A 25,706-nucleotide genomic window follows, 5' to 3' on the forward strand; every position below is an offset into this window, starting at 1 on the left:
TGTATTACTCGACCGCGAGAGCGGTCACTGTCCCTGATTGGGTTTGAAAAATCAAATTCGAACCGGCAACAACGGGAGCCGAAACAATCGGGCTACCGTCGGTGCTGACACGACCTATTAATGCGCCATCTTCCCGTGACAGGAAGTGGATGTAACCTTGATAGTCACCGACGGCAACGCTGCGGCCGTAGGAGGCCGGCGTCGACAGGCGGCGGCGCGCCAGCGTCTCATTCTTCCAGGCGCTCTGGCCGCCTTCGCGGCTGAACGCCACGACGGCGCCCTGGGCGTCGGCAACAAACACGAAACGCTGGTCGACGGCCACGCCCACATCGGACGAGATCGGCTTGGTCCAGCGCGGCACGCCCGTGGCGGCATCGAAGCAGCCCGCCTTGCCCTGGTACGTGACGGCGCACACTTCGCCTTCGAATACCACCGGTGCGCCGGCGATATCGGAAACGCGTTCCAGTTCGGTGGCGCCGCGCGGTTCGCTGACGACGATCTCCCAGCGTACCACACCGGTGGCCGCCGTCAGAGCCAGCAGCTTGCCGCCTGGCTGGGCCACGTAGATGTTCGCGCCGCCCAGCACCATGCCCGGCGCATTGCGCAAGGTCAAGGCCGGCGTGGCGCGCTGCACCGTCCACTTGCGTTCGCCCGTCTTGGCGTCGAAGCCGACGATGCGGTTGTCCACGCTGCGCACCGCCACCACGCCCTGCCCTACGACGGGCGCCGTCAATACTTCGCTGGACGCCTGCGCCTTCCACAGCTGCTTGCCGTCGGCATCGAACGCCAGCACGGCGCCCTTGGCGGCGCCCACGGCCACCAGCGTGCCATCGCTGCCGGCGCTGGACGTGATGTCGCTGCCGGCCTTGACGCGCCACGTCTCACGGCCGCTGGCCGCGTCCAGGCGCGCCAGCGCGCCATCGGCGCTGACCACGTACAGGCTGTTGCCGGCCAGCGCAGGCGTGAAGGCGTAGACGCCGGCCTTGCCGATCGAATACTTCCAGGCGTCGCGCACGGCGATGCTCGATTTTAACTCGACCAGCTTGGCCGGTTCGACTTTCGGATCTTTCGAGGCGAACGGATTCCAGGACGAGCAACCGGCCATCAGGGCCAACAGACTTGCAGCTACCAGCTTTTCAGTGACACGCATAAGTGTTATCCAACCTTTTTCTTGTACTTGTAAGGGCGAGGCAGGCGGCGCACAACGCCGCCCGGCCACGCCATCAGTGTTCCTGTCAGGCGGCAGCCTTGTCAGCCTTGGCCTTGTCTTCCGGTACCGTACCGCCAATCGCTTCCAGCTTGACCTGGATCAATTGACGGCCTGGATTGTTCTTGTCCGTCGCGGCCAGTGCGGCCTGGTAAGCCGTGCGCGCATCGGCCAGCTTGTTTTGCGCCACCAGGATGTCGCCCTTGCGGTCAGCCACGGCGCCGGCAAATTGCGCCACGGAAGCCGTTGCCAGCACTTTCAGCGCTTCATCGTAGGCTTTTTCATCCAGCAGGACGCCGGCCAGGCGCAGCTTGGCGATGGCCTTGTACTCTTCCGTGCCGTGCTCGGCAACCCATTGCAGCTGGGTCTTGGCCGTTTTCAGGTCATTCGCGTCAAACGCCACCTTGGCCGCGGCCAGGGCGCTCATCTGCGCATACGCCGTGCCGCTGAAACGCGATTGCATGTCGCCAGCCGCGCGCATCACCTTGGCGGTGTCCTTGGCGGCGATGGCGTTTTGCAGTTCGTCGTACAGCTGGCCCGCTTGCGCAGCCTGCGTGCGCTGGTAGTATTGCCAGCCAGCCCAGCCGCTGTAGCCTGCCAGCGCCACGATCAGGACCCAGGAGGTCAGATTGCCATTGCGCTGCCACCAGGCCTTGAGGGTTGCCAGTTGTTCTTGTTCTTCGTGATCGTATGCCATGGGTCGTCAGTTTTAATGAGTAGTTGATCGAGGGTAGTACGGTCTTGCTGAAATCAATGGTGGTGATGCACGTGGCCGCCAGGGCCGTGGTCATGGCCGCAATCGTGGTCACCGATGATCTGGTCCACCACGTAGTCGACGACATCGTCGAACGGCACCGTGTTCTGCTGCGCGCCTGCATCGGCTTCGCGCATGGCTTTCACCGTAGCGACGTTATTGGCGATTTCATCGTCGCCCATGATCACGGCAAACGCCGCGCCGCTGGCGTCGGCCTTTTTCATCTGCGTCTTGAAGCTGCCGCCGCCGTTGCTCGCTGCGCAATGTAGCACAACGTCCAGGCCCGCATCGCGAATCCGCTCGGCCAGCACGAAGGCTTGCAAGCCTGCCTGCTCGCCCTGGTGCACCAGGTAGACGTCGCACTGGGCCGGCTGCTCGGGCTCGGCCGCATCTTTCATCAGCAATACCAGGCGTTCGACGCCCATGCCGAAACCGACGGCGGGCGTCGATTTGCCGCCGAACATTTCCACCATGCCGTCATAGCGGCCACCGGCGCAGACCGTGCCTTGCGCGCCCAGCTTGTCGCTGACCCACTCGAACACCGTGCGGTTGTAGTAATCGAGGCCGCGCACCAGGCGTGGATTGATGGTGAACGGGATATTGTTGTGGTTCAATATCTTCTGCACGCCGTGGAAGTGGGCCAGCGATTCCTCGCCCAGGTAGTCCAGCAGCTTCGGCGCGCCATTGACCAGGTCCTGCATCGCAGGGTTCTTGGTGTCGAGGATGCGCAGCGGATTGCTGTGCAGGCGGCGCTTGGCTTCTTCGTCGAGCAGCTCGCTGTGGCTTTCCAGGTAGGCGATCAGGTCGGCGCGATGGCGCAGGCGCTCGGCCGCGTCGCCGATCGAGTTCAGTTCCAGGCGGATGCCTTCCAGGCCCAGGTCATCCCACAGGCGGCGCGACAGCATGATGATCTCGGCGTCGATATCCGGGCCCGTGAAACCGATGGCTTCCACGCCAAACTGGTGGAACTGGCGATAGCGGCCCTTTTGCGGACGCTCGTGGCGGAACATCTGGCCCTTGTACCACAGGCGTTTCGGGCCTTCGTAGACGAGGTTGTGCTCGACCACGGCGCGCACCACGCCGGCCGTGCCTTCAGGACGCAGGGTCAGGTTGTCGCCGTTCATCGAATCGGTGAACGAATACATTTCCTTTTCCACGATATCGGTCACGGCGCCGATGGCGCGCGCGAACAATTTCGTTTCTTCCACGATCGGCGTGCGGATTTGCTGGAAACCATAGCTTTGCAGCACGGATTGCGCCGTGTTTTCAAACAATTCCCACAGCGGGGCATCGGCTGGCAGGACATCGTTCATGCCCTTCACGCCTGTAATTTTTTCTGCTTTTTTATTTTCGGACATAGTGTTCTTCTTTGCTTTAACTTGATTGTCGGATGACGCGCTTCGCGCCTCGGCGGCCCCGCTAATCCGACCTACCCGCCCGATTACGCGGCAACCGGCGCGGTCTTGCCATAATGGCTTTTAACATAATTCAAGACGATGTCCTGGAATTCCTCGACGATGCGTTCGCCGCGCAGGGTGACGACTTTTTCGCCGTCGACAAACACGGGCGCGGCAGGCGACTCGCCCGTGCCGGGCAGGCTGATGCCGATATTCGCATGCTTCGATTCGCCGGGGCCGTTGACGATGCAGCCCATGACGGCCACGTTCATCGCTTCCACGCCCGGATACGATTTCTTCCACTCCGGCATCTGCTCGCGCAGATACGTCTGGATGTTGTCAGCCAGCTCCTGGAAGGTGGTCGACGTCGTGCGGCCGCAGCCTGGGCAAGCGATGACCATGGGAGCGAACTTGCGCAAGCCCATGGTTTGCAGGATTTCCTGGCCGACGATGACTTCGCGCGTGCGGTCGCCGCCCGGTTCGGGCGTGAGCGAAATGCGGATGGTGTCGCCGATGCCTTCCTGCAGCAGCACGGCCAGGGCCGCGGTGGACGCCACGATGCCCTTGCTGCCCATGCCCGCTTCCGTCAAGCCCAGGTGCAGCGGATAGTCGCAGCGCTGCGCCAGTTCGCGGTACACGGCGATCAGGTCCTGCACGCCCGAAACCTTGCACGACAGGATGATCTTGTCGCGCGCCAGACCCAGTTCTTCGGCGCGCACGGCGTTTTCAATCGCCGACGTCACCAGCGCTTCATACATGACGGCTTGCGCCGGCCACGGTTCGGCGCGGCCCGCGTTTTCATCCATGATGCGCGCCAGCAAGGCCTGGTCCAGGCTGCCCCAGTTCACGCCGATGCGCACCGGCTTGTCGTAGCGGCAAGCCGCCTCGATCATTTGCGCGAATTGCGTATCGCGCTTGGCGCCCTTGCCCACGTTGCCCGGGTTGATGCGGTACTTCGACAGCGCGCGCGCGCAATCGGGGTAATCGTTGAGCAGGGTATGGCCGTTATAGTGAAAATCGCCCACCAGCGGCACGTCGATGTCCATCTTGTCGAGCTGCTCGCGGATGTAGGGCACGGCCGCGGCCGCTTCAGGACGGTCCACCGTCAGGCGCACCAGCTCCGAACCGGCACGCGCCAGTTCCTTGATCTGGATCGCCGTGCCGATGGCGTCGGCCGTATCCGTGTTCGTCATCGACTGCACCACCACGGGGGCGTCGCCGCCCACCCAGATCTGGCGCTGGCCGTGCGCGATCAGCACCTTGCGGCTGTCGCGACGGCCGGATGGACCGGAGCCGATCGCTGTTTTCGAGGTAGCCATAATATTATCTTCTGAGTTTGCTTGAACGATTACTGCAATTATTTGATGCTGACACGGGAAATCGTGCCGCCGGCAACGGTCGGCAGATCCAGCTTGGCGCCGCGCAAAGTTGCCTGCACAACACCAGGCTTACCTACCACCAGGGTGGCCGGGCCCGTGATATCGAACGTTTCCGTGCTGCCCGCCTTGACCATGCGCGAAATCAGCGGCGTGCTGCCAGGACGGCGGATTTCCACCCAGGAATCCTGCTCGACCTTCAGCACCAGCGCATTCGCGCCCACGGCAGCTGCAGCCGCGGGCGGCGTGACGGCAGCCGTCGCCGCTGGAGCGGGCGCGGGCACGGCGGCTGGCGGCACCACGGCAGCGGCCTGCGCCGAAGCGACGGCGGCCGGTGCGCCCGTCTGCGTATCGTTGCCTGGCGGCGGCGGCACGGAAATCAGGGGCACGGACGGCGACTGCACGGGCGTCAAGTCCTGGCCCGGCTTGATCAGGGTCGTTTCCACGGGGCCCACTTCCGCATGCGCCGTTTCTTTCCCGGCCTGCGAGGACAGCAGGCCGGCCGGCACATAACCGAGTTTATACGCGCCAAAAGCGGCCGCCACGACGACAGCCACGGCGCCGGCGATCCAGAGGGGAGTCTGGTTCGACGAGCGCTGCGTCATCGACGGGAAGCGCGATTCGGAAAACGTGGCGGAAATTTCACGCCGCACGGGCGCGGCCGGGTCCTGCTGCGCCGGCGCCGGATGGACTTCGATCATGGCCACCAGCGGTGCCGCGTCGAGACGCACCACCTTGGCGTAGGCGCGCACGAAACCGCGCACCACGGCCAGATTCGGCAAAGCCGCCATGTCGCCCTCTTCCAGCGCGATCACCTGGCGCGGCGCCAGCTTGAGCTGGTCGGCCACCTGCTCCACCGGCCAGCCCAGCGCTTCGCGCTGCGCTTTCAACTGTGCGCCTGCCAACGCAAGATTGCCCTGGGGCTGCTGCTGAGGCGTTTCTGCCCACTCTGAATTCATTGGTATCCCTGTCTCACTCATCAAACGCCCCATTTTGATAAGCAGCATATTCGGGGGAGCCGGAATGGTGGTTGCGCAACAGCGCCCCCAGGCCAGCTTCCGCACCCGCATCCCCGAGCTTATGCTGCACCTTGATCCCGAGCCACAGCACATCGGCCGTCTGGCCCTCCATTGTCGCTACTTTACCGAGCCGCTCAAGGTAATGAGCCGCTTGCCGGTAGTCTTGCTGTTGGTAATACACGCGCACCAGGCCGGCATAGGTAATTGCCGCGCCAGGTGCGATGCGCTCCGCCTTGAGCCAGTAGCCGGCGGCGCGCGGGTAATCTTTCATGACTAGGCTGCACGCCGCCGCATTATGCAGCGCCAGTTCAGGCGTGCCATAGGCGACATCTTGCAATGCGGCATCAAAATACGCCAACGACTGCGCCGCGCGCCCGGTCTGGCACAGAAACAGGCCATAATTATTGCTCAACTCGGGATTGTGGGGCGCAAGGCGCAATGCGTAAAGAAAATCTTTTTCAGCAGCCACGGGTTGGCGCATAGCAGCAAAAATCAGGGCGCGCATGCCGCGCACCTGGGCGTTGCCCGGTACCAGCTGCACCGCCTGCTCCGCTTCCGCCAACGCCACCACAAACTGGTCTTGCATATAATAGGCGCTGGCCAACTGCAAGCGCAAGGCGGCGCGCTGCTCGACAGATGCAGCCTGCTCCTTGTCTGCGGTAGAAGCACAGCCGGCCAGCAGCACGCCCAGGCTGACAACAGCCACGGCAAGTACGCCAGGATAAGCCATGCTTCCCCGCATCAGGAGCGGATCTCCACGATCTTGCCGAAATTGGCGCCAAATTTCTGTTGATACTCAGTCATCTTTTCCATGCGCTCCTGCACCCGGGTGCGGTCCTTGACTTCGCCGGCCAGCTGGCCGCAAGCCGCATCGATATCGTCGCCGCGCGTCTTGCGCACGGTGGTGATGATGCCGCCATCCATGAGCACCTGGGCAAACGCCTTGATGCGCGGGTTTTTCGAGCGGAACAGGCCCGACTCGGGGAAAGGATTGAACGGGATCAGGTTGAACTTGCAGTTCACGCCGAACTCGCGGTCTTGCACCAGCGCCAGCAGTTCGCGCGCATGCTCGTCGCTGTCGTTGACGCCGTCCAGCATGCAATACTCGAAGGTGATGAAGTCGCGCGGAGCAAATTCCAGGTAGCGCTTGCAGGCCGCCATCAATTCCTTCAGCGGGTATTTCTTGTTCAGTGGAATCAGCCCGTCGCGCAAGGCGTCGTTCGAGGCGTGCAGCGAGACGGCCAGGGCCACTGGCACTTCCTGCGACAGCTTGTCCATCATCGGCACCACGCCCGACGTCGACAGGGTCACGCGGCGGCGCGACAGGCCGTAGGCGTTGTCGTCGAGCATCAATTTCAGGGCCGTGACGGTCGGCTCAAAGTTCAGCAGGGGCTCGCCCATGCCCATCATCACCACGTTGGTGATCTGGCGCTCGCCTTTCGGGCCCGGTTCGATACCCTTGGTGCGGCGCAATTCGAATTCCGCCATCCACAACTGGCCGATGATTTCGCCCACGGACAGGTTGCGGTTGAAGCCTTGCTTGCCCGTCGAGCAGAAACGGCAGTTCACGGCGCAGCCGGCCTGGGTCGAGATGCACAGGGTGCCGCGGTTTTCTTCCGGAATGAACACGGTTTCCACGGCATTGCCATTGCCCACGTCGACCAGCCACTTGCGCGTGCCATCCGTCGACGTGTGGTCGCTGATGATGGCCGGGGCGCGCACTTCGGCGCGCGTGGCCAGCTTGTCGCGCAGCGACTTGGCCAGGTCCGTCATGGCGTCGAAATCGGAAGCGCCGAACTGATGTATCCAACGTTGCAATTGTTTCGCACGAAACGGTTTCTCTCCCAACTCGGCGCAGTAGGCGATGAGTTGCGCGGGATCGAGGTCCAGCAAGTTGGTGAGGGTCGTCGTATTCATGATCTTGTCTATTCTAAAAATCCGTCCCCGCGCGCATCCGGAGCGAAAACTCCACAACGCAGCGGGAACAGGGGGTGATAAGTTATTTCACAGATAACGCCAGGAAATAACGTTATCTAAGGCAATTAAGCCTTCAGTTCTGGGAAGAAGTAAGCGATTTCCACTTTAGCAGCTTCGACAGCGTCGGAACCGTGTACGGCGTTAGCGTCGATCGAATCGGCGAAATCGGCGCGGATCGTGCCTTTTTCTGCTTTCTTCGGATCGGTCGCGCCCATCAGGTCACGGTGGGCCAGAACGGCGTTTTCGCCTTCCAGGGCTTGGATCATGACTGGACCGGAAACCATGAAGTCGACCAGATCCTTGAAGAAGCCGCGTTCTTTGTGCGCTGCGTAGAAGCCTTCGGCTTGTTCGCGCGACAGTTGGGTCATGCGTGCTGCAACGATTTTCAGGCCAGCGTTTTCAAAACGGGAGTAGATTTGACCGATTACGTTTTTTGCAACTGCGTCTGGTTTGATGATCGACAGGGTGCGTTCGATTGCCATGTGTGAAAACTCCAATAAAAAGTAAGGTTTAAAACGGTAAATTGATAACTCAATCAACCTTTGATTTTACCATACTCCACCCCATATCACCCAGACAGGCAGGGGGCATCTTGCCGCCCTGCCCCCGTTTAATGAAATCTTAAGCTGCTTTTTTGGCAAATTCCGGCCCTCATGCTATCCTTGGGTAAAGCAGTAATTTGAATTGACAACACGGAGGCACTATGAATCAGAACATGCAACGCACCTTTGACCTGTCGGGGGGCATGCAGCAAGTCCGCCATCAGGTCTTGCGCAACACTTACTGGCTGCTGGCGCTGTCCATGATCCCGACCGTGCTGGGCGCCTTCATCGGCGTGCAAATGCATTTGCCAATGCTGACCGGCGGCATGGGTTTCATCATCTTCATGGCCGTCGCTTTCGGCTTCATGTACGCGATTGAGAAGACCAAGAACTCGGGCCTCGGCGTCGCCGTCCTGCTCGGCTTTACCTTCTTCATGGGCCTGATGCTCACGCCTATCCTGACGCGCACGCTCGGCTACTCGAATGGCGGCATGCTGATCATGACGGCATTCGGCGGCACGGCCACCATCCTGGCCGTGATGGCGACGATCGCCACGGTCTCGAAGCGCGACTTCTCGGCCATGGGCAAATGGCTGTTCGCCGGCGTGATCGTGCTGATCCTGGCATCGGTAGCGAACATTTTCCTGGGCCTGTCGGCACTGTCGATCGTGATCTCCATGGTCGCCATCGCCATCTTCTCGGCCTACATCCTGTATGACGTGCAGCAAATCATCAACGGCGGCGAGACCAACTACATCTCGGCCACCCTGCGCATCTACCTGGACGTGTACAACATCTTCACCAGCCTGCTGTCCCTGCTGGGCTTCGCCGGCGGCAGCCGCGACTAAGCGCTAACGCAAAAACGCCCAGGGCGGCGTTGCAGTGCCTCGCCGTACTAGTCGTACTGTCTTCGGCACCGCGCTTTGCCCTGAACGTTTTATGCGCTGCGCTTATACGCATTAAAAATGAAAGCCGACCCACGGGTCGGCTTTTTTACGTCTGCAGCTTCACTTCACCTTTTCCGCCACCTCCAGCAGGCAGGCGCGGGCGCGGTCCAGGGTCGGGTTGTCGCGCTGGGCCGCGTAGACGGCGTAGGCCGAATGCGAGAATTCGGGCGCGTCGCGCACGCGGTGCAAGAGCCCCGCATCGAGATAGGGTTGCGCGCTGCCGATGCGAAAGTAACTGGTACCGCCCACGTCGAGCAGATACACGAGGGCCAGCGGCCCCAGCGAAATCGAGACAGGCGGGCTGCTCAGCTCCGGGTAGGCCGCCTGGTGATTGGCGGCGAAACTGGGGCCCCAGTCCACATACACATACGTGTCGGCATGCATCTGCCCATCAGCGCGCGTGGTCACCATCACCAGCTTTTCCTCGGCCAGCAATTCGCTGGCCAGGCCCGGGCGCTGCGGCGGGTTGTACAGCACGGCCAGGTCCAGCGAGCCGTCATGCACGGCGTCGAGCAGGCGTGCGGGGCTGTCGACTTCCGCGCGCAAGGCGATCTGGGGACAGTCGCGGCTCATGCGTATCAGCCAGTCGCCGAGCAGCGGCTGCCACAGGCTCAGCTCGCAGCCGATGCTGACGGCGTCGTCGCGCCCCGGCGGCAAGGCCACCTGGTGGCGCGCCCGCTCCCACACCTGCACCATGGTGGCCGCATGGCGCATGAAGCGCTCGCCGGCCGACGTCAGGCGCGCGCCCGCCTTGTTGCGCACGAACAGCTGGCGCCCCAGTTGCTGCTCCAGCGAGCGGATGCGGGCGCTGACGGCCGTCTGCGTCACGTGCATGCGTTCAGCGGCCATGATGAAACTGCCGCAGGACGCCACTTCCAGGAAGGTACGCGCTTGATTGATATCCATCAATCCATCATATCAGTTGCCGCACATCTCAACTGACACGCTCGTAGCCGCCCAGCACGCCCTGCTTGGCCAGCACCCATTGCCACAGCTGCAGGTCGCGCGCGCGGAAGGCGCCGGCGCAGGACAGCAGATAGTAGGACCACATGCGGTGGAAGCGCTCGCCCAGCTGGGCGGCAAAGCGCGGCCACGCCTGTTCGAAATTCGCATGCCAGGCCATCAGGGTCTTGTCGTAGTCGGCGCCGAAGTTATGCAGGTCCTCGGCCACGAACAGATCATCGATGGCGTCGCCGATCTGGCCGAGCGACGGCAAGTCGCCATTCGGGAAGATGTATTTGTCGATCCACGGATCGCACGTGGAATGGCGCTTGTTCTTGCCGATCGTGTGCAGCAGGAACAGACCGTCGTCTTCCAGGCAGCGGTGCGCCACTTCCATGAAGGTGCGGTGGTTCTTGTGCCCCACGTGCTCGAACATGCCGATGCTGACGATGCGGTCGAATTTTTCATCCGTGTCGCGGTAGTCCTGCAGGCGGAAGTCCAGGTGCTCGCCGCCCGGCATGCCGCGCGCATATTCTGCCTGCTCCTTCGAGATCGTCACGCCCACGCACCGCACCTGGTATTTCTCCGCTGCATAGCGCATGAAGCTGCCCCAGCCGCAGCCGATATCGAGCACGCGCATGCCCGGTTCCAGGCGCAGCTTGCGGCAGATCAGATCGAGCTTGGCTTCCTGCGCCTCGGCCAGGTTGCCGGCATCCTTCCAGTAGCCGCAGGTATATGTCATGCGCGGATCGAGCATGGCCGCATAGAAGGCATTGCCCAGGTCGTAGTGCTCCTTGCCCACCATCCAGGCGCGGCGCTCCGTCTGCAGGTTGAATAGGCGCGCAGCCAGCGCATGGAAGGCCAGACGCATGGGGCGCACGTCGTCGGCCACCCTGGCGCGCAGCAAATGGCAAAAGAATTCGTCAAGCTGGTTCGCATCCCAGTCGCCATCCATGTACGCTTCACCAAGGCCCAGGTTGCCGCTGGCGAAGGCGCGCTCCGGTACGCCCGGTTTGCGCAGCTGCATGTCCCAGGCGGCGCGGCCATTCAAATGGATGTCGGCCTTCGCCAGCAATTCGGCCGCTTCGCGCGTCAGCCGCGTGTCCAGCGTGACTTTCGATGTGTGCTGCAACTGCATAGATGCTTGTGTCGTGTGCTGCGTGTTCATGCCCTGCCGCCTCCAGATGGTTGTCGGTGCTGGCGCGCCGGCAAGTCCACTCCGCGGCCCGGCGCCGCGCCAGCCATAAAATTATCCGCCCGCCATCGCCATCTGGATAATGAAACATCATGGCCATTCATATCAAAATATTTGCTGTGAAATGATTTGAATCAATTTTTTCATGGAAATATTTTTTGCACGAAACGCTCTGAAGCATGAAAAAAGCCGCCTGTACGGCGGCTGTTCGCGGCAGCTTAGCCCACGATCAAAAGTCGTGATTCGGCGGATACTTGCTGTAAAAATCGTTATCCCATTTGAAATTGGTAAACGCCACCGTCATCGATATGTCGAGCGCTTCGACGAAATGCCAGCAACCGACGGGCAGGAACAGGATCTCGCCCGGCGCCAGCACGCATTCGCGCACCTGCACGTCCGCCATCAGCGGATAGCGCTGCAGGTCGATATCGCGCCCGTCGACGGGCGTAAAACAGTGGCGCTGGTTGTACACCCGCGCCACCTCGCAGGCGGCCATGATGCGCAGCCGCTTGCGCCCTTGCACCTGCGCCATGAAGTTGTTCGTCAGGTCGTGGTGGAATGGCGTCACCGTGCCGGCCGGGCCAAACCATAAAAACCCCGTGGGGCCGCCACTCTGCTCCAGGTATTCGGGCAGCTGGCCGATATCGTCCCACAGCTCGCGCAGCGCCTGCCGGTTCTGCGAATTGTTATTCGCCGTCATGTAGAAATCGTTGGTCGCGCCGCTGCCCTCGACCAGGCTGGCGTACTCGCCAAACGCCATCTTGCGCTTGTGGGCCACGCTGTTCATTTCGTACTGCGCATCCGCCTCGCGGCCGAACTGCACTTCCACTTCACGCTGCGCGTAATGCTCGCGGAAATAGGCCGGGCTCCACTTGGCCATGGCGGGCCAGTCGTCCATCATGCCCGTGATGATCACGGGCTGGTTGGTGGAATAGAACTCCGTCAGGAACTCGTGCGCCGTCAGTTTCTCGCGGCGGGGAATCTCGGGTGGACGCAACTGGTTCAGCTTGCGCTGGATGTCGATCACCCAGTCGCGCTTGGCCAGCCGGTTCGACAGGCGCACGGCGCCGGCCAGGTAGGGACTCTGCAGCGCCAGCTCCACTTCGCGGCGCGCCAGGGGCTCCGTAATGCCTGCCTTTTGCAGCACCGGCATCAGCGCCGACGGGTGGCTCCCCAGCATGAGGTTTTCCGCGATCCAGCTGCGCCATTCGCGGCTCAGCTCCTGTTCCGGCTGCTGTTCTTTCTGCTTGACTCCGAATGTCGATACCGCCGCCATCGCCCGTCTCCTGTTTTTTATGTGAACAAGCGGCCGGGCAGCGTATGCCGCCCGGCCGCCTCCTACTCTAGCGCAGTATTACCGCACCTTCCACACCTCGGTTGCCAGCACGCCATTCGCGTCGCCATCGAGTTCCCACGAGAACGCGCCGCGCAAGCCCTGGTCCTTCACATATTTCACCTTGGTGCCGATGACGGTCGGGTCATCATAGCTCCACCACTGACCACCTGCACCTGTGTACAGGTACAGCTGCTTGGTCACGGGATGGTAGTAGCGCGTGCCAGCCTTGGCCACGAGGATTTTATAGTCCTCGATACCCGACTCGTACGTGCCCGGCGCCGTGCCCGTGGCCGCCTGGTACAGGCCATCGCCATTCGGCCCCGGCGCCACGCCCGTCCAGCCGCGGCCATAGAACGGTATGCCCAGCAGCAGCTTGTCGCGCGGCACGCCGGCGGCAATCATGTACTGCACCGCCTTGTCACCCACGTATTCACGTGCCATGCCTGTCGACGGATCGGCAGGGTCGGCAAACAGCTGGGCGTTGAAGTTAGTGCTCGTTTCCCAGCCGCCGTGGAAGTCGTAGGTCATCAGGTTGATCCAATCCATGTACTGCGAGTACAGGGCCGGTTCCGTGTTGTCGATCTTGTCCTTGCCGGCACCGACAGCGGCCGTCAACAGGTAGCGCTTGCCGTTGGCTGCACCGAGCGCATCGAGCTGGCTGCGGAATTCCGCCATCAGCAAGGTGAAGTTGCGCTTGTCGTTGGGGCTGACCGTGTTGTACGGCTGGCCGCCGCCGACCGGATATTCCCAGTCGATGTCGATGCCGTCAAAGATGTTGGCCGCCGCGCCCACGCCACCGCGACCGCCCTGCACCGGCAGGTTGCCCTTGATGTAGATATCGATGCAGGAACGTACCATCTGTTTGCGCAGCGCATCCGTGGCCGAACCGACGGAGAAGTTCTTCGACCAGCTCCAGCCGCCCAGCGAGATGAACAATTTCAGGTTCGGGTGCGCCGCCTTGAGTTTTCTCAGCTGCAGGAAGTTGCCCGACAACGGTGCATCCCAAGGAATCGCCTGGCCATCGACGGTGCGCTTCGGCGTGCGGATGTAGTCGGCCTCGGCATCGCCGCCCGTGCCCGCGTCCGGCGAATTCGGATTCGTCGCACCCGGCTCCGTCTTGGTGATCATGGCGCATTCATAGCCGCCGTTTTTCGGATAGATGTTGCCGAAGGCATAGTTGATGAAAGTCAGCTTGTCGGCCACGCCGCTCGTGTGCACGTTTGCCACTTCATAGTCGCGGCCATACACGCCCCACTGCGCAAAATAGGAGCCGACTTCGCGGCCCGTTGGCGTTGGAGTTGGAGTTGGCGTTGGCGTCGGTGTCGGCGTCGGTGTTGGAGTCGGCGTCGGCGTCGGCGTCGGCGTTGGAGTAGGTGTCGGGGTCGGCGTGGTACTGCAGATTTCCAGGCTGGTCCACGGCTTGCCCGTGCCGGCGGCGCCGCTGCTGGTCGACGGATTGTCGCCCTGCGTCCAGTAGTTGGCGCGGTAATTCGTGCCCGCATAACTGACGGTGGCGCCCGCGCTGTAAGCCGTGCCGGCCACCCACGCCAGCGCGCAGGTGCCGCCGGTTGGCGTTGGCGTCGGAGTGGGCGTCGGGTTCGGCGTAGGCGCCGGGGTCGGGGTTGGCGTGGGAGTTGGAGTCGGCGTTGGGGTGGGAGTCGGCGTCGGCGTGGTGCCGCCGTCGCAGGTGCCGCCGGCGCTCCACAGGCTCGGCGTGGAAACGGGATTCCAACCCGAGCCCACGTGATCCGTCTGCGTCACCAGAGCCGTATAGTTGGCGCCCAGGTAGGTGACCACCGTGCCCGCGTTATACGTGCCGCCCTCTTGCCACGGCACGCAAGCGACCACCGTACTGGCCGCCAGCAATTGCGACCCAGCCGGCGCGCCGGCGTCACCGCCGCCACCGCCGCATGCCGCCAGCACGCCACCGCTGGCCAGACATACCATCATGTTCCTGATCGTTTTTTTGAGTATTAAATTTTCCACGTTGTCTCCTGTTCAGGTTTGCGGAAATACCACTTTGCTTCAATGAAGAGCTACCCTGTGATTTTGTTTTTTGCAGTTGCAAGAACAGCATGCTGCTGAAAAAATAGGCGGTCAAGTGGTTTTGAAGTGGCCTCAAAGTGGGCAATACCACTTTGCGCAAGAAGCGCAGCGGCGGAGGCAAATGGCGTGTTGTCCTACTGGACAATGGAAAAACGGCAGAGGAAGGATGTAAAAAGACGCTGGATCGGGAAAATACAGACCAGTTTTATAACACGCTGTAAGTGGTATTGGGGGAGCTCGCGGCGCCGCTGAACGCGGCAGCGGCGGGTGCCTGCCTGGCCACCCGCCGCGCGGCACTACTTATTGAGGCAAATCAAAGACCGCCATCGATTCCACGTGGGAAGTATGCGGGAACATGTTCACCACGCCCGCCTTGCTCAGCACATAGCCGGCTTCCAGCGCCAGGATGCCGGCGTCGCGCGCCAGGGTGGACGGGCTGCACGACACATACACGATGCGTTTCGGCAGCAGGTCCGGACGCACTTGCGACAGGCCGACCAGCGCCTGGCACAGGGCCATGGCACCATCGCGCGGCGGGTCGACGAGGATGCGGTCGAACTTGCCCAGCGCGATCAGGTCATCCGTCGTCACTTCGAACAGGTTGCGCGTCGAGAACGAGGTTTTTTCCGCCAGGCCATTGGCCAGCGCGTTTTCCAGCGCCCGCTCCGTCAGGGTGGTGCTGCCTTCGATACCGACCACTTCGCTGCCCTGCGTGGCCAGCGGCAAGGTGAAATTGCCCAGGCCGCAGAACAGGTCGGCCACGCGGTCTGTCGGCTGCACTTCCAGCAAACGCAGGGCTTTCGATACCAGCACGCGGTTGATGTGGTGGTTCACCTGCGTAAAATCGACGGGCTTGAACGGCATCTTGACGCCGAATTCCGGCAGCAGGTAATGCAATTGCTTGTCCAGTGGATAGAACGGCACGGCCGTTTCCGGGCCCTTGACTTGCAGCCACCATTGCACGCCGTACTCGTCGGCAAAGGCCTTCAGTTTCGTTTCATCGTCCGCCGTCAACGGCGCCATGATGCGCAAGACCATGGCGGTCACGTCTTCGCCCACGGCCAGTTCGATCTGCGGCATCTGGTCGAAGATCGACAGCGAAGCAATCAATCCACGCAGCGGCAGCAGCATGGCCGAGATGTGTGGCGGCAAGATCTCGCAGCTATCCATGTCGGCGACGAACGCCGATTTCTTTTCATGGAAGCCCACCAGCACGGCGTCCTTCTTCTTGACGTGGCGCACGGACAGGCGCGCGCGGTAGCGGTAGCCCCAGGTCGGGCCATACATGGGGCGCATGATGCTTTGCGGACGCACCTTGCCGATATGCCACAGATTATCTTCCAGCACGCGCTGCTTGATCGCCACCTGCGCCGACGGCTCCAGATGCTGCATCGAGCAACCGCCGCAATTGTCGAAATGCTTGCACTTGGGCGTCACGCGCATCGACGATTCGCGGTGCAGCGCCGTCATCCGGGCCATTTCCCAGTTCTTCTTTTTCTTGAACGTCACAAAGCTGACGCGCTCGCCCGGCAATGCGCCTTCGACAAACACGACCTTGCCCGGCGAGCCGTCTTCGTTCTCAATATGGCCAACGCCACGGGCGTCCATGTCGAGCGATTTGATTTCGATGATATTTTCTTGCATAGCGATCAATAGGTAAGAGTGGGCCAGGACGCAGGGCCGCGCTGGAACTTGAAAGAATGGGGAAAGGTCAGGCGCCGCGAGCGGGGCGTATGATAGCAGATGCGGCCCCGGAAATACCGGGACCGGACGCCTTAGAGCAGGGAGTCGCGCACGACGCCGCGTGCGGCCATAGCCCGTTTGAGCTTGATCAAGGCCTCTTGCTGGATCTGGCGCACGCGCTCGCGCGTCACGCCCATTTCCTCGGCCAGGGTTTCCAGGGTGGCCGGATCGTCGTTGTCGAGGCCGAAACGGCGCATGATGACCACGCGCTGCTTGTCGGGCAGCTTGGTCAGCCAGTCGCGCACCAGCACCGTCATTTCATGGTGCTCCGCGCGCGCGTCAGGACCGTCTTCGCTGGCGCCGGGCAACATGTCCATCAGCGACGATTGCGGGTCGTTGTCGAGCGGCGCATCAAGCGAAGTGGCGTGCTCGGACAGGGCCAGGATATCCTGCACCTCTTCCACGGGTCGGCCCACCAGGTGGGCGATGTCTTCCGCGGTGGCATCCTTGCCATCGTGGTGCTGGGCTTCCAGGTGGTACTTGCCGCGCAGAATTTGATTCAGTTCGCGCACCATGTGCACTGGCAGGCGCACCGTGCGCGCCTGGTTCATGATGGCGCGCTCGATGCTCTGGCGTATCCACCAGGTGGCGTAGGTGGAAAAACGGAAACCGCGCTCGGGCTCGAACTTGTCGATGGCCCGCATCAGGCCGATGTTGCCCTCCTCGATCATGTCGAGCAACACCACGCCGCGGTTGATGTAATGCTTGGCGATCGACACGACCAGGCGCAGGTTGTGCTCGATCATGGTTTGCCGGGCTTCGAAATTGCCCTGCTTGGCGAGGGTGGCGTAATGCACTTCTTGCGCCGCCGTCAGCAGGGGCCGCGTGCCGATCTGGTTCAGATAGTGCTGCGTGGTATCGGTCGACAGCTCGGCCGCCAGCACTTTTTTCAGTTCATCGACACTTTCAACCAGCACGCTGACGCTGGCCACCTCGCCGCCCTCGCCCGCGTCGACGGCGTCAATGCCGTCGAGTTCGCCGGCATCGTCCGTCACGACTTCGTCTGCCCCGTCTTCCGGGGGTTCCGGGTCATCGTCCAGCTGATCGTGCGGCGCGTGTGTCATTGCTTTACCTAACGGTTAGGCAGGAATTTCGAAGGGTCGACAGGCTTGCCCTGCTGGCGGATTTCAAAGTGCAGCTTCACGCGGTCGGCATCGGAATCGCCCATTTCGGCGATGGCCTGGCCTTTGTTGACGTTCTGCCCTTCCTTCACCAGGATGCTGCGGTTATGCGCATACGCCGACAATAAACTATTACTGTGCTTCACGATGACAAGATTACCATAACCACGGATTCCGCTCCCGGCATACATGACTTTTCCCGCGCCGGCGGCCACCACCTGCTGGCCCGCCTTGCCGGCGATATCCACGCCCTTGTTCTTGCCTTCGTCGAAAGTGCCGATGACCTTGCCTTCGGAAGGCCACATCCAGCTGATTTTCTCGTCGCCGGGCGCCGATGCCGCAGGGGCTGCCGCGGCGGCGGCCGGTGCGGTGGCGACGGCTGCCGCCGGGGCCGGCGCAGGCTTGACGTCGCTGCTGCCGCCATCGGCGCGCAATTCGGCCAGGGTGGCGTCGGAATACGCGCGCTTCTCGCCGCGCGGGCCCGTTTTCTTCGGCACGACAGGCGCGGCCGGCTTGACTTCCGTCACCGGCGGCATGACGATGGCCGACGTTTGCGCGCCGCCCGTGTCGCCATTTGGCGGCAACACGCGCAGCACCTGGTCGACCTTGATGTCGTTCGGGTTGCTCAAGTCATTCCAGGCCACCAGGTCGCGGTAATTCTGCCCGTGCTCGAGGGCGATGCGCAACAGGGTGTCGCCACGCTTGACCGTGTAATAAGCCGGGTCACGGTCGCGCGGATCGCTGGCTGCGGCGCTGCTGCTCGATGGCTGGCGCTCCACGACGGGCGCCTGGACGCCCGTCGTGCCGCAACCGCTCAACAGCGCGGCCAAGGTGATGCTACATAGAAGTATGTTACTTTTCTTAATCATTCGCATGTAATTGTATGTCCTGCTTGCTAGCTGATCCGGGGATCATATGGTGCCCGGGCGCAAAGGTACGAAATGGCAATCTTCCAGGGTTTGGCTAGTCCATTCCATTTTCCCCACCCGGGTAATGAGTTGTAAGTGTTGCAATTTAGCCCCCACCGGCGCAACCAGACGCCCGCCGGGCGCCAGCTGTTCCAGCAGGGCTTGCGGGACTTCCAGGCCGGCTGCGGCAAGGATGATCCCGTCGAAGGGCGCCGCCTGCGGCAGGCCAAGCATACCATCTCCGTACTGCAAGCGCAGATTTGACACGCGCAGCGGACGCAGATTGGCCTTCGCCAGCTCGTGCAGGGGCCGGATGCGCTCGATCGAATACACCTCTTTCGCCACCAGCGACAGCACTGCCGCCTGGTAGCCGCAGCCCGTGCCGATTTCCAGCACGCGCTGCAGGCTGCCGCCCTGGCGCATCACTTCGATCATGCGCGCGACGATGTACGGCTGCGAAATGGTCTGGTGGTGGCCGATGGGCAAGGAGGCGTCGATATACGCCTGCGACGCCAGCGCCTCGTCCATGAACATGTGGCGCGGCACGGCTTGCAGGGCGTCGAGCACCACCTGGTCCTTGACGCCCTGCTTCGCCACGCGGGCTACCATGGCCCGGCGCACGGCCTCCGAGACGAGCGGGTTTTGTCGCGGCGGCGATACCACCGCAGGCTGCGCCCGCTCATTGGCGATGGCCTGGGCGCGCGACGGCGCGATGGCCGCGTGCGTGCCGTACGGCTGCGCCACGCCCCGCGCCGCGTTTTGCGCCGCATTCTGCGTGGCCGTCTGCGGCGTGGCGATCCTGGACTGGGCCAGCGACTGTCCCCCGCCCTGCCTGGCGGGCTTGCCGGCCAGCGAATCGAGGGTAAGGGGGAAGGTACGCGGCTTATCGGTCATAGTGAGCGGTCATGCCAGGCCTTTTGCCAGTGCATCGAGTTGGGTGGTATGGGTCAGGTCGATCTGCAGCGGCGTGATCGATACTTGTCCATGCTCAACGGCATGGAAGTCCGTGCCAGGACCGCCTTCCTTGGCCGCGCCGGCAGGACCGATCCAGAAGATTTCACGGCCACGGGGGTCGAGCGCGCGGATCACGGGCTCGGCCGAATGGCGCTTGCCCAGGCGCGTGGCCACCACGCCTTGCATTTGCTCGTAAGGGATGGCGGGGATATTCACGTTCAGCAGGTACGGTTTCTGCAGGGCGTCAAACTGGCGCTCGACGATTTCCCTGGCCACGCGGGCGGCAGCGTCCAGGTTGGCCCAGCCGAACTGCGACTGGGAAAAGGCGATGGCGGGAATACCGAACAGATAGCCTTCCGTGGCAGCCGCCACGGTACCCGAATACAGGGTGTCGTCGCCCATGTTGGGGCCGTTGTTGATGCCGGAGACCACCAGGTCGGGGCGCTCGATGAGCATGCCCGTCAGCGCCACGTGCACGCAATCGGTGGGCGTGCCGTTGACGAAGTAAAAGCCGTTGGCGGCCTTGTGCACGGACAGGGGCCGGTCCAGGGACAGCGAATTGGATGCGCCCGAACGGTTGCTGTCGGGCGCCACCACGACGATGTCGGCAATGGGTGCGAGCGCGTCGGCCAGGGCCGCCAGGCCTGGCGCCAGGTAACCGTCGTCGTTACTGATAAGAATTCTCATAACGGGATTTTACCCGAAGCGATGCCAACACTGCGCATGCCGCACGCCGATAGACAGCATTATTTGTGCTGCCGCGCGGACATGGCGCGCCGCATCAGCGCTGCTCGATGCGCGCTTCCGACAACGCCCCTTCCAGCGCCTGCACTTCATCTTCCTGCAAGGCCAGCAAGGCATTCAGGTCGCCTTGCAATTTGTACATTCTTTTCAGCTGCGCCATGCCGCGCCTGCGCAGCTTGCCCGGTACGCCCGGGCGCAGCAGGCAGGACTTCAGATGCTCGGCCAGTTCGCCCGCCTGCGCATACTGTTCGCGTTCTATCATGCCTTGCAACATCGAGATCATGCTGGCCAGGATATCCGGCTCGGCTCCTTCGTGCCCGTTGGCGCGGCCGGCCAGGATGGTTTCCTGCAAATGCCGCGCGCCGTCCAGCACGCTGTCCGCATGCCCCGTGACGGGCGCGTTCAAGAGCCGGTCGCTGCCGCTGAGCACGGCGTCTTCCAGCAGGCGCGCGGCCGCGCTGTCACCCTGCTGCTGCAGGGTGCCGGCCAATTGTGTCTTGCTGTGCAAGGTATCGAGGTGGTCTTCGCCCAGCAGGCGCGCATGCACTTCCAGCACCTGCTCCTGCACGCTGCGCGCCGCATCGAGTTCACCGCGCCGCAGCAGCGCCTCGGCCAGCTTGCGCTGGCTCATCAGGGTTTCCGGATGGTCGAGCCCGCGCGTGCGCTCGCGCGCCGCCACCTGGTCTTCATGCAACTGGCGCGCGCCGGCCCAGTCACCCTGCCCGGCCACGATATCGGCCAGCAAATCGCGCGTGGCCAGGGTGGCCGCATGGTCGCTGCCCAGGCGCCGCTCCTGCGCCTGCAGCACGGCAGCGAACAGGCGCCGCGCCCCTTCCAGGTCGCCTTCGCGCCCCAAGGCCTGCGCCAGGGCCAGCTTGCTGCGCAAGGTATCGCCATGCTCGGCGCCAAACAGGCGCTCGCGCGCCGCCACCACCGTGGACAGCACTTGCTGCGCCTGCGCCAGCCGGCCCATGCGCAGCAAGGTGGCGGCGCGGCCATCCATCGCTTCCAGGGTCAGCGGATGCTCGCCGCCCAGCTGGCGCGCATGGCTTGCCAGCACGGCATCCTGCAGCAGCAGCGCCGCCGCCAGCTCCCCCTGCAGCAACAGGGTTTTCGCCAGGCAGGCGCGGGCAGCCAAGGTGTCGGGATGCTCGCTGCCCAGCACGCGCTCGCGCACATCGAGCACGTCCTCTTCCAGGAAGCGGGCTTCATCGAGCTTGCCCAGCTGGCGCAGCAGGCGCGCCATGCCGCTCTTGCACGCCAGGCTGTCGGGATGCTCCTCGCCCAGCAGGCGCACGCGGATCTCGACGCTCTGGCGGAAGGCGTCGAGCGCCTGCCCGCTGCGTCCATCCTTGCGGTACAGCTCGCCCAGACGGGCCAGGTCGCGCGCCAGCGGCAGGGCCACGGCGCGGCCCGGTTCGGCCAGCAAGGCCTGGCGCGCTTCGCTGATGGCGCCCAGCAAGGCGATTTCACGGCTCGATTGCCAGGGGAAGTAGCCGCCCGTCAGCCAGTGCAAAAACGCTTCGAAGGTGCGCGTGAGGGAAAAGCGGTCGCCGCCCTGGTCGATGCGCACGGCCAGCTGCTCGCCGTAGGCAAAGGTTTTCGTCTGCTGCAGCTGGACTTCGTCGAAATAGCTGTCGAGAGCGATCTGCGGCAAGCCGTAGGAAGCGCGCAGCAGGCGCTCGAACATGGGCTGGAAGCCGGCGATGCCCTTGTGCGCGTCGCCGCGGCGCCACTCGGCGCGCTGCGCGCCATCGCCCATTTCTATGCGCGAGGGCAAGGGGTACACGAGCAGCGGACGCTGTTCGTCTTCATGGCTGCGGCGGTACTCGATGGCCCGCGTGACGAGCGCATCGACGCCTTCCAGGCTTTGCCGGTTCGGCGTGAAGACCACCACGAGCTTTTTCGGCAGCAAGGTGGTGCAGATGCCGGCGCTGTCCGTGCGTCCCGTGCGCGAATCGACCAGCACATAGCGGAAATGCTGGGCCAGGGTATCGGCGAAGCAGCGGAACAGGGCCGGGCACGTGTCGAACAGCTGATCCCAGCGCATCTGCGCCAGGCGCTCGCTGTAGCTGGCGTCGAAGCGTCCCGCGCGCATCAGGTACAGGGGGCTGCCCTGGTCGACGCGCACCACGTACTGCTGCCAGTCGATGGCGTCGAGCACGCGCTGGGCCAGCGCCGCGTCCTCGCGCCCCCCATCTTCGCGCCCCCTGGCCTGCCCGCCGGCGCGACCGCCCGCCGTTTCCAGGCTGATGCGCTCGAGCTGCTGGCGGCACGCCTCGAAGAACTCGAGCACGCCAGGCCGCTCCTCGTGCTGCTCGAAATAATGGTGCAGGCCCGGCGCTTCCATGTCCCAGTCCAGCATCAGCACGGGCACGCTGGCGTTCTCACGGCGCGCCAGCAGGACGGCGATGTTCGACAGGGCCATGGTGCGGCCGGTACCGCCCTTGTAGGAATAGAAGGTGACGACTTCGCCAGGGGCGCTCAAAGGCGGCAGGGAGAGGCGTTGGCATTCCATGACAGGACCTTTTACGTGATTAACGCGGAAAGTGGGGAGGCGGAATGGCGCGCCATTCCGGTGGAATATCGGGCAACACGAAACGGCTGCAATCGTGGCCGGGCGGTGTTGACCGCTTGAGCAAGTGGTAATGCGTGGCGATGCGCTGCACGATGCGTTCGATGTCGGGCAGGTATTGCGGATTCGATTTCAGGTCGCCGCTGGCCAGGGTGTAGCCGGAAAAATCGACGTACAGGCCCGACTCCGTGATTTGCGGCGGCAAACCGTCCGGATGGCGCGTCATGATGATGGGGATGATCAAGTGGCTGGGCAGTTCATACCAGGCGCGCCGCTCCTGTTCGATCAGCTGCATGGCGGCAAATTCGCGCCGCGTATAGCCGTGCGCTTCATATTTGGGCGTGTACAGCACGATCATGCAGACGCTCTGGCACATGGCGCGCGCCACGCGCAGGTCGATATCGTCGCCGCCACCCAGCTGCTCGCTGTCGATGAACAGGACTTCCTCGCGGTCCAGGTGCGGCTCCAGATAGCACGCCAGCGCCTCGATGAGGTCATTCTTGAACTTGTTCATGAACGCATACTGGCCGTGCGCGTAGCTCAAGAAACAGCCGTAGCGGATCTCCATGGCATCCCCCTGTTCCCCGTGCGGCCTGCCATCGCCGCGCCTTGATCCTGCAAGGCATGAGCTCACTGTAGACCGCTCGGCAACAAGCCTGTTTGCGCTGGCACAAAGATGTGTCTGGCGTCCTGGACATGCAGAAAAAAGCCAGGAACTGGCGTGATCGCGCCGATTTCTGGCATGCCAGGCGCCCAAGGCGGCGCCGCGCATAAAACGCTACTCGCTTGATAACAAAGGGAAATACGCCGGCGCGCGGACGGCGCCGGCAAGCCGGGCTTAAGCGCCCTTGGCGGGCAGGCTGCGGAAGAACTCCACCACTTCGGCGGTGTCGCGCGTGCGCTTGAACGGCGGCAGGCTTTGCCAGATGCGCTTGCCGTACGGCTTGGAAATGAGGCGCGGATCGCAGATCATCAGCACGCCACGGTCGCCCTCGTCGCGGATCAGACGGCCCGCGCCCTGCTTCAGGTTGATGATGGCCTCCGGCAGCGAGTGGTGCATGAAACCATTCTTGCCCTGCTTTTCCATCACTTCGATGCGCGCGGCCAGCACGGGATCGTCGGGCGGCGCGAACGGCAGCTTGTCGATGATCACCAGGGATAAGGCATCGCCGCGCACGTCGACGCCTTCCCAGAAGCTCTGGCTACCGATCAGCACGCCATTGCCGGCCGCGCGGAACTGGTCCAGCAATTCCGTGCGGCCCTTCTCTCCCTGTACGAACAGGGGGAAGTTCAGACCCCGCTGCTTGAATTCGTCGGCCAGGCGCTCGGCGGCCCGCTTGACGGCGCGCAAGGTGGTGCACAGGAAGAAGGTGCGCCCGCCCGCCGCCTCGATGATGGGCAGGGCGCAGTCGATGACGGCATCCGTGTAGCCCAGCGAATTCGGTTGCGGCAGGTTTTGCGGCACGAACAGCAAGCCTTGCTGACCATAGTCGAACGGACTCGGCCACGTATGCGACGGTTCGCCCGTCAAACCCATCTGCTCGGAAAAATGCTTGAAATCGTTTTTCACGGCCAGAGTGGCGGACGTGAAAATCCAGCTGCGCGGCGTGCCTTCGCGCTGGTTGTTGAAGATCGGCGCGATCGACAATGGCGTTTTATGCAACTGCAAGGAACTGGAAAACGCTTCCACCCAGAACACGGCTTCTTCGCCAGCCGCTACCTTGGCCTTCGGATCGAACTTCCAGCCGCTCAGCTGCTGCGCCAGTTCGACGCCGCGCACCCTGCACTGCTCCAGGGTTTCCGCCCGTTCCGCCTGGGTTTCCAGCACGGCCACCATGCCGTCAAGCTCATCCTTGAGGGTGTCGAGCGCGGGGAAGAAATCGCTCGACGGGGCGATCTGCGGCAGGGACAGGCGCACGATATCCTGCGGGAAGGTCAAACGCAGGTCGCGCGCCGCCTTTTCCACCACCGTGACCGTCTTGGCCCAGTCGATGCCGCGCGCATGCGCCAACCCTTCGGCCAGCACGTCGCGGCACAGTTCCAGGATTTGCGAAGTCGACACCGTGTTACCAAAGAATAAAGTGGCCGTATCGGGCAGCTGGTGCGCCTCATCGAAGATGATGGTGTTGGCCGATGGCAGCAATTCCGCCACGCCCGTGTCCTTCAGGGCCACGTCGGCAAAGAACAGATGGTGGTTGACCACCACCACGTCGGCCTGCTGGGCTTCCTTGCGGGCCTTCATGACGAAACAATCCTGGTAATACTGGCACTCGGCGCCCATGCAGGTGTCGCGCGTGGACGTCACCAGGTTCCAGATCATGGCGTTTTCCGGCACCTTGGTCAGTTCCGCCTTGTCGCCCGAGCTGGTCATCTTGATGAAGCGCGAGATTTCGCGCAGATGGCCCACGTCGTCGCGCGACGTCATGCGGCCGTTCTGCAGGGTGCGTTCCAGGTGGTAATGGCAGACGTAGTTCGAGCGGCCTTTCAGCAAGGCGACGGAAACGGGCGCCTGCAGCGCGGCGCGCACGGTGGGTATATCGCGCAGGAACAATTGATCCTGCAAGTTCTTGGTACCGGTGGAAACAATGGTCTTGCCGCCCCACATCAGGGCCGGCACCAGGTAGGCGAAGGTCTTGCCGGTGCCCGTGCCGGCCTCGGCGATCAGGGTCGTCTGGCTGTCGATGGCGCTGGCGATGGCTTTCGCCATCTCCGTTTGCGAACGGCGCGGCTTGTAGCTGCCCACCGCCGGACCGAGCGGGCCGCCGGCGCCAAACAGGCGCTCGATGTCGGCATCATGCTTGCCAGGCGCCGCCTGGGGTTCGGCTGGCAGATCGGCAGGCTGGCCATCTGGACTTGCGGGCAATAAATTGTGATCGGTCAAAATATACTTAGGTGAAGGCTGGACTGGACGCTACTGGCGCCC

General features: G+C 63.1%; 21 protein-coding genes. 1 reads left to right on the plus strand and 20 read right to left on the minus strand.

Features of this window, described 5'->3' with window-relative positions:
- Positions 1 to 4: 4 nt before the first annotated feature.
- From bamB to ndk, 8 genes are all read right to left on the minus strand, one after another.
- On the minus strand, positions 5 to 1,150 hold the full coding sequence (gene bamB, locus CSQ92_RS12985; protein ID WP_099394302.1) for an outer membrane protein assembly factor BamB: 1,146 nt from the start codon (positions 1,148 to 1,150) through the stop codon (positions 5 to 7).
- A gap of 85 nt (positions 1,151 to 1,235) precedes the next feature.
- Positions 1,236 to 1,904 carry a tetratricopeptide repeat protein gene (locus tag CSQ92_RS12990; protein ID WP_099394303.1) on the minus strand — a complete coding sequence of 223 codons (669 nt, stop codon included), beginning with the start codon at positions 1,902 to 1,904 and terminating at the stop codon, positions 1,236 to 1,238.
- Positions 1,905 to 1,957: 53 nt separating this feature from the next.
- Entirely contained in the window at positions 1,958 to 3,319 is a 1,362-nt protein-coding gene (gene hisS, locus CSQ92_RS12995) for a histidine--tRNA ligase (RefSeq protein WP_034789042.1), read from the minus strand.
- An 83-nt stretch (positions 3,320 to 3,402) separates the two neighbouring features.
- Positions 3,403 to 4,677 (minus strand): flavodoxin-dependent (E)-4-hydroxy-3-methylbut-2-enyl-diphosphate synthase, encoded by a 1,275-nt coding sequence (gene ispG / locus CSQ92_RS13000; RefSeq protein WP_034789045.1) that lies wholly within the window; start codon positions 4,675 to 4,677, stop codon positions 3,403 to 3,405.
- A gap of 38 nt (positions 4,678 to 4,715) precedes the next feature.
- On the minus strand, positions 4,716 to 5,624 hold the full coding sequence (locus CSQ92_RS13005) for a helix-turn-helix domain-containing protein (protein ID WP_306532425.1): 909 nt from the start codon (positions 5,622 to 5,624) through the stop codon (positions 4,716 to 4,718).
- A gap of 82 nt (positions 5,625 to 5,706) precedes the next feature.
- The gene (gene pilW, locus CSQ92_RS13010) at positions 5,707 to 6,483 is read right to left on the minus strand and encodes a type IV pilus biogenesis/stability protein PilW (protein ID WP_231958013.1); all 777 of its coding nucleotides are present in this window, start codon (positions 6,481 to 6,483) and stop codon (positions 5,707 to 5,709) included.
- 11 nt (positions 6,484 to 6,494) lie between these two features.
- The gene (rlmN, locus tag CSQ92_RS13015) at positions 6,495 to 7,670 is read right to left on the minus strand and encodes a 23S rRNA (adenine(2503)-C(2))-methyltransferase RlmN (protein WP_034752035.1); all 1,176 of its coding nucleotides are present in this window, start codon (positions 7,668 to 7,670) and stop codon (positions 6,495 to 6,497) included.
- A gap of 125 nt (positions 7,671 to 7,795) precedes the next feature.
- A complete protein-coding gene (ndk, locus tag CSQ92_RS13020) occupies positions 7,796 to 8,212 on the minus strand; it encodes a nucleoside-diphosphate kinase (RefSeq protein ID WP_034752036.1) in 417 nt (138 codons plus the stop codon).
- Between the two features lie 221 nt (positions 8,213 to 8,433).
- Between ndk and CSQ92_RS13025 the strand changes: the two genes are divergently transcribed.
- Positions 8,434 to 9,120 (plus strand): Bax inhibitor-1/YccA family protein, encoded by a 687-nt coding sequence (locus CSQ92_RS13025; protein WP_034752039.1) that lies wholly within the window; start codon positions 8,434 to 8,436, stop codon positions 9,118 to 9,120.
- Positions 9,121 to 9,279: 159 nt separating this feature from the next.
- Here the strand turns inward: CSQ92_RS13025 and CSQ92_RS13030 are convergent, their stop codons facing one another.
- The 12 genes from CSQ92_RS13030 to CSQ92_RS13085 form a co-directional block, all read right to left on the minus strand.
- Positions 9,280 to 10,125 carry a LysR family transcriptional regulator gene (locus CSQ92_RS13030; RefSeq protein ID WP_099394305.1) on the minus strand — a complete coding sequence of 282 codons (846 nt, stop codon included), beginning with the start codon at positions 10,123 to 10,125 and terminating at the stop codon, positions 9,280 to 9,282.
- A gap of 28 nt (positions 10,126 to 10,153) precedes the next feature.
- Positions 10,154 to 11,299 carry a cyclopropane fatty acyl phospholipid synthase gene (gene cfa, locus CSQ92_RS13035; protein ID WP_099394306.1) on the minus strand — a complete coding sequence of 382 codons (1,146 nt, stop codon included), beginning with the start codon at positions 11,297 to 11,299 and terminating at the stop codon, positions 10,154 to 10,156.
- A 286-nt stretch (positions 11,300 to 11,585) separates the two neighbouring features.
- A complete protein-coding gene (locus CSQ92_RS13040) occupies positions 11,586 to 12,632 on the minus strand; it encodes a cupin-like domain-containing protein (protein ID WP_099388483.1) in 1,047 nt (348 codons plus the stop codon).
- Positions 12,633 to 12,710: 78 nt separating this feature from the next.
- Entirely contained in the window at positions 12,711 to 14,642 is a 1,932-nt protein-coding gene (locus CSQ92_RS13045) for a glycosyl hydrolase family 18 protein (RefSeq protein ID WP_283957983.1), read from the minus strand.
- Between the two features lie 396 nt (positions 14,643 to 15,038).
- On the minus strand, positions 15,039 to 16,382 hold the full coding sequence (rlmD, locus tag CSQ92_RS13050; RefSeq protein ID WP_070282092.1) for a 23S rRNA (uracil(1939)-C(5))-methyltransferase RlmD: 1,344 nt from the start codon (positions 16,380 to 16,382) through the stop codon (positions 15,039 to 15,041).
- Positions 16,383 to 16,513: 131 nt separating this feature from the next.
- A complete protein-coding gene (gene rpoS / locus CSQ92_RS13055; RefSeq protein WP_034789065.1) occupies positions 16,514 to 17,545 on the minus strand; it encodes an RNA polymerase sigma factor RpoS in 1,032 nt (343 codons plus the stop codon).
- Between the two features lie 8 nt (positions 17,546 to 17,553).
- Positions 17,554 to 18,471 (minus strand): peptidoglycan DD-metalloendopeptidase family protein, encoded by a 918-nt coding sequence (locus tag CSQ92_RS13060; protein ID WP_034789067.1) that lies wholly within the window; start codon positions 18,469 to 18,471, stop codon positions 17,554 to 17,556.
- Positions 18,472 to 18,513: 42 nt separating this feature from the next.
- Positions 18,514 to 19,404, minus strand: coding sequence for a protein-L-isoaspartate(D-aspartate) O-methyltransferase (locus CSQ92_RS13065; RefSeq protein ID WP_034789070.1), 891 nt, complete (start codon positions 19,402 to 19,404; stop codon positions 18,514 to 18,516).
- 9 nt (positions 19,405 to 19,413) lie between these two features.
- Positions 19,414 to 20,151, minus strand: a complete 738-nt coding sequence (gene surE, locus CSQ92_RS13070) for a 5'/3'-nucleotidase SurE (RefSeq protein ID WP_034789072.1) — start codon at positions 20,149 to 20,151, stop codon at positions 19,414 to 19,416.
- A gap of 94 nt (positions 20,152 to 20,245) precedes the next feature.
- Positions 20,246 to 22,726, minus strand: coding sequence for a tetratricopeptide repeat protein (locus tag CSQ92_RS13075; RefSeq protein WP_099394307.1), 2,481 nt, complete (start codon positions 22,724 to 22,726; stop codon positions 20,246 to 20,248).
- A 19-nt stretch (positions 22,727 to 22,745) separates the two neighbouring features.
- Complete coding sequence (locus CSQ92_RS13080; protein ID WP_034752049.1) at positions 22,746 to 23,351, minus strand: toll/interleukin-1 receptor domain-containing protein; 606 nt, start codon at positions 23,349 to 23,351, stop codon at positions 22,746 to 22,748.
- A 270-nt stretch (positions 23,352 to 23,621) separates the two neighbouring features.
- Positions 23,622 to 25,664 (minus strand): ATP-dependent DNA helicase, encoded by a 2,043-nt coding sequence (locus CSQ92_RS13085; RefSeq protein ID WP_034789073.1) that lies wholly within the window; start codon positions 25,662 to 25,664, stop codon positions 23,622 to 23,624.
- Positions 25,665 to 25,706: the final 42 nt, after the last annotated feature.

Source organism: Janthinobacterium sp. BJB446 (genome assembly GCF_002735655.1).
In the GTDB taxonomy this organism is placed as follows: Bacteria; Pseudomonadota; Gammaproteobacteria; order Burkholderiales; family Burkholderiaceae_D; genus Janthinobacterium; species Janthinobacterium lividum.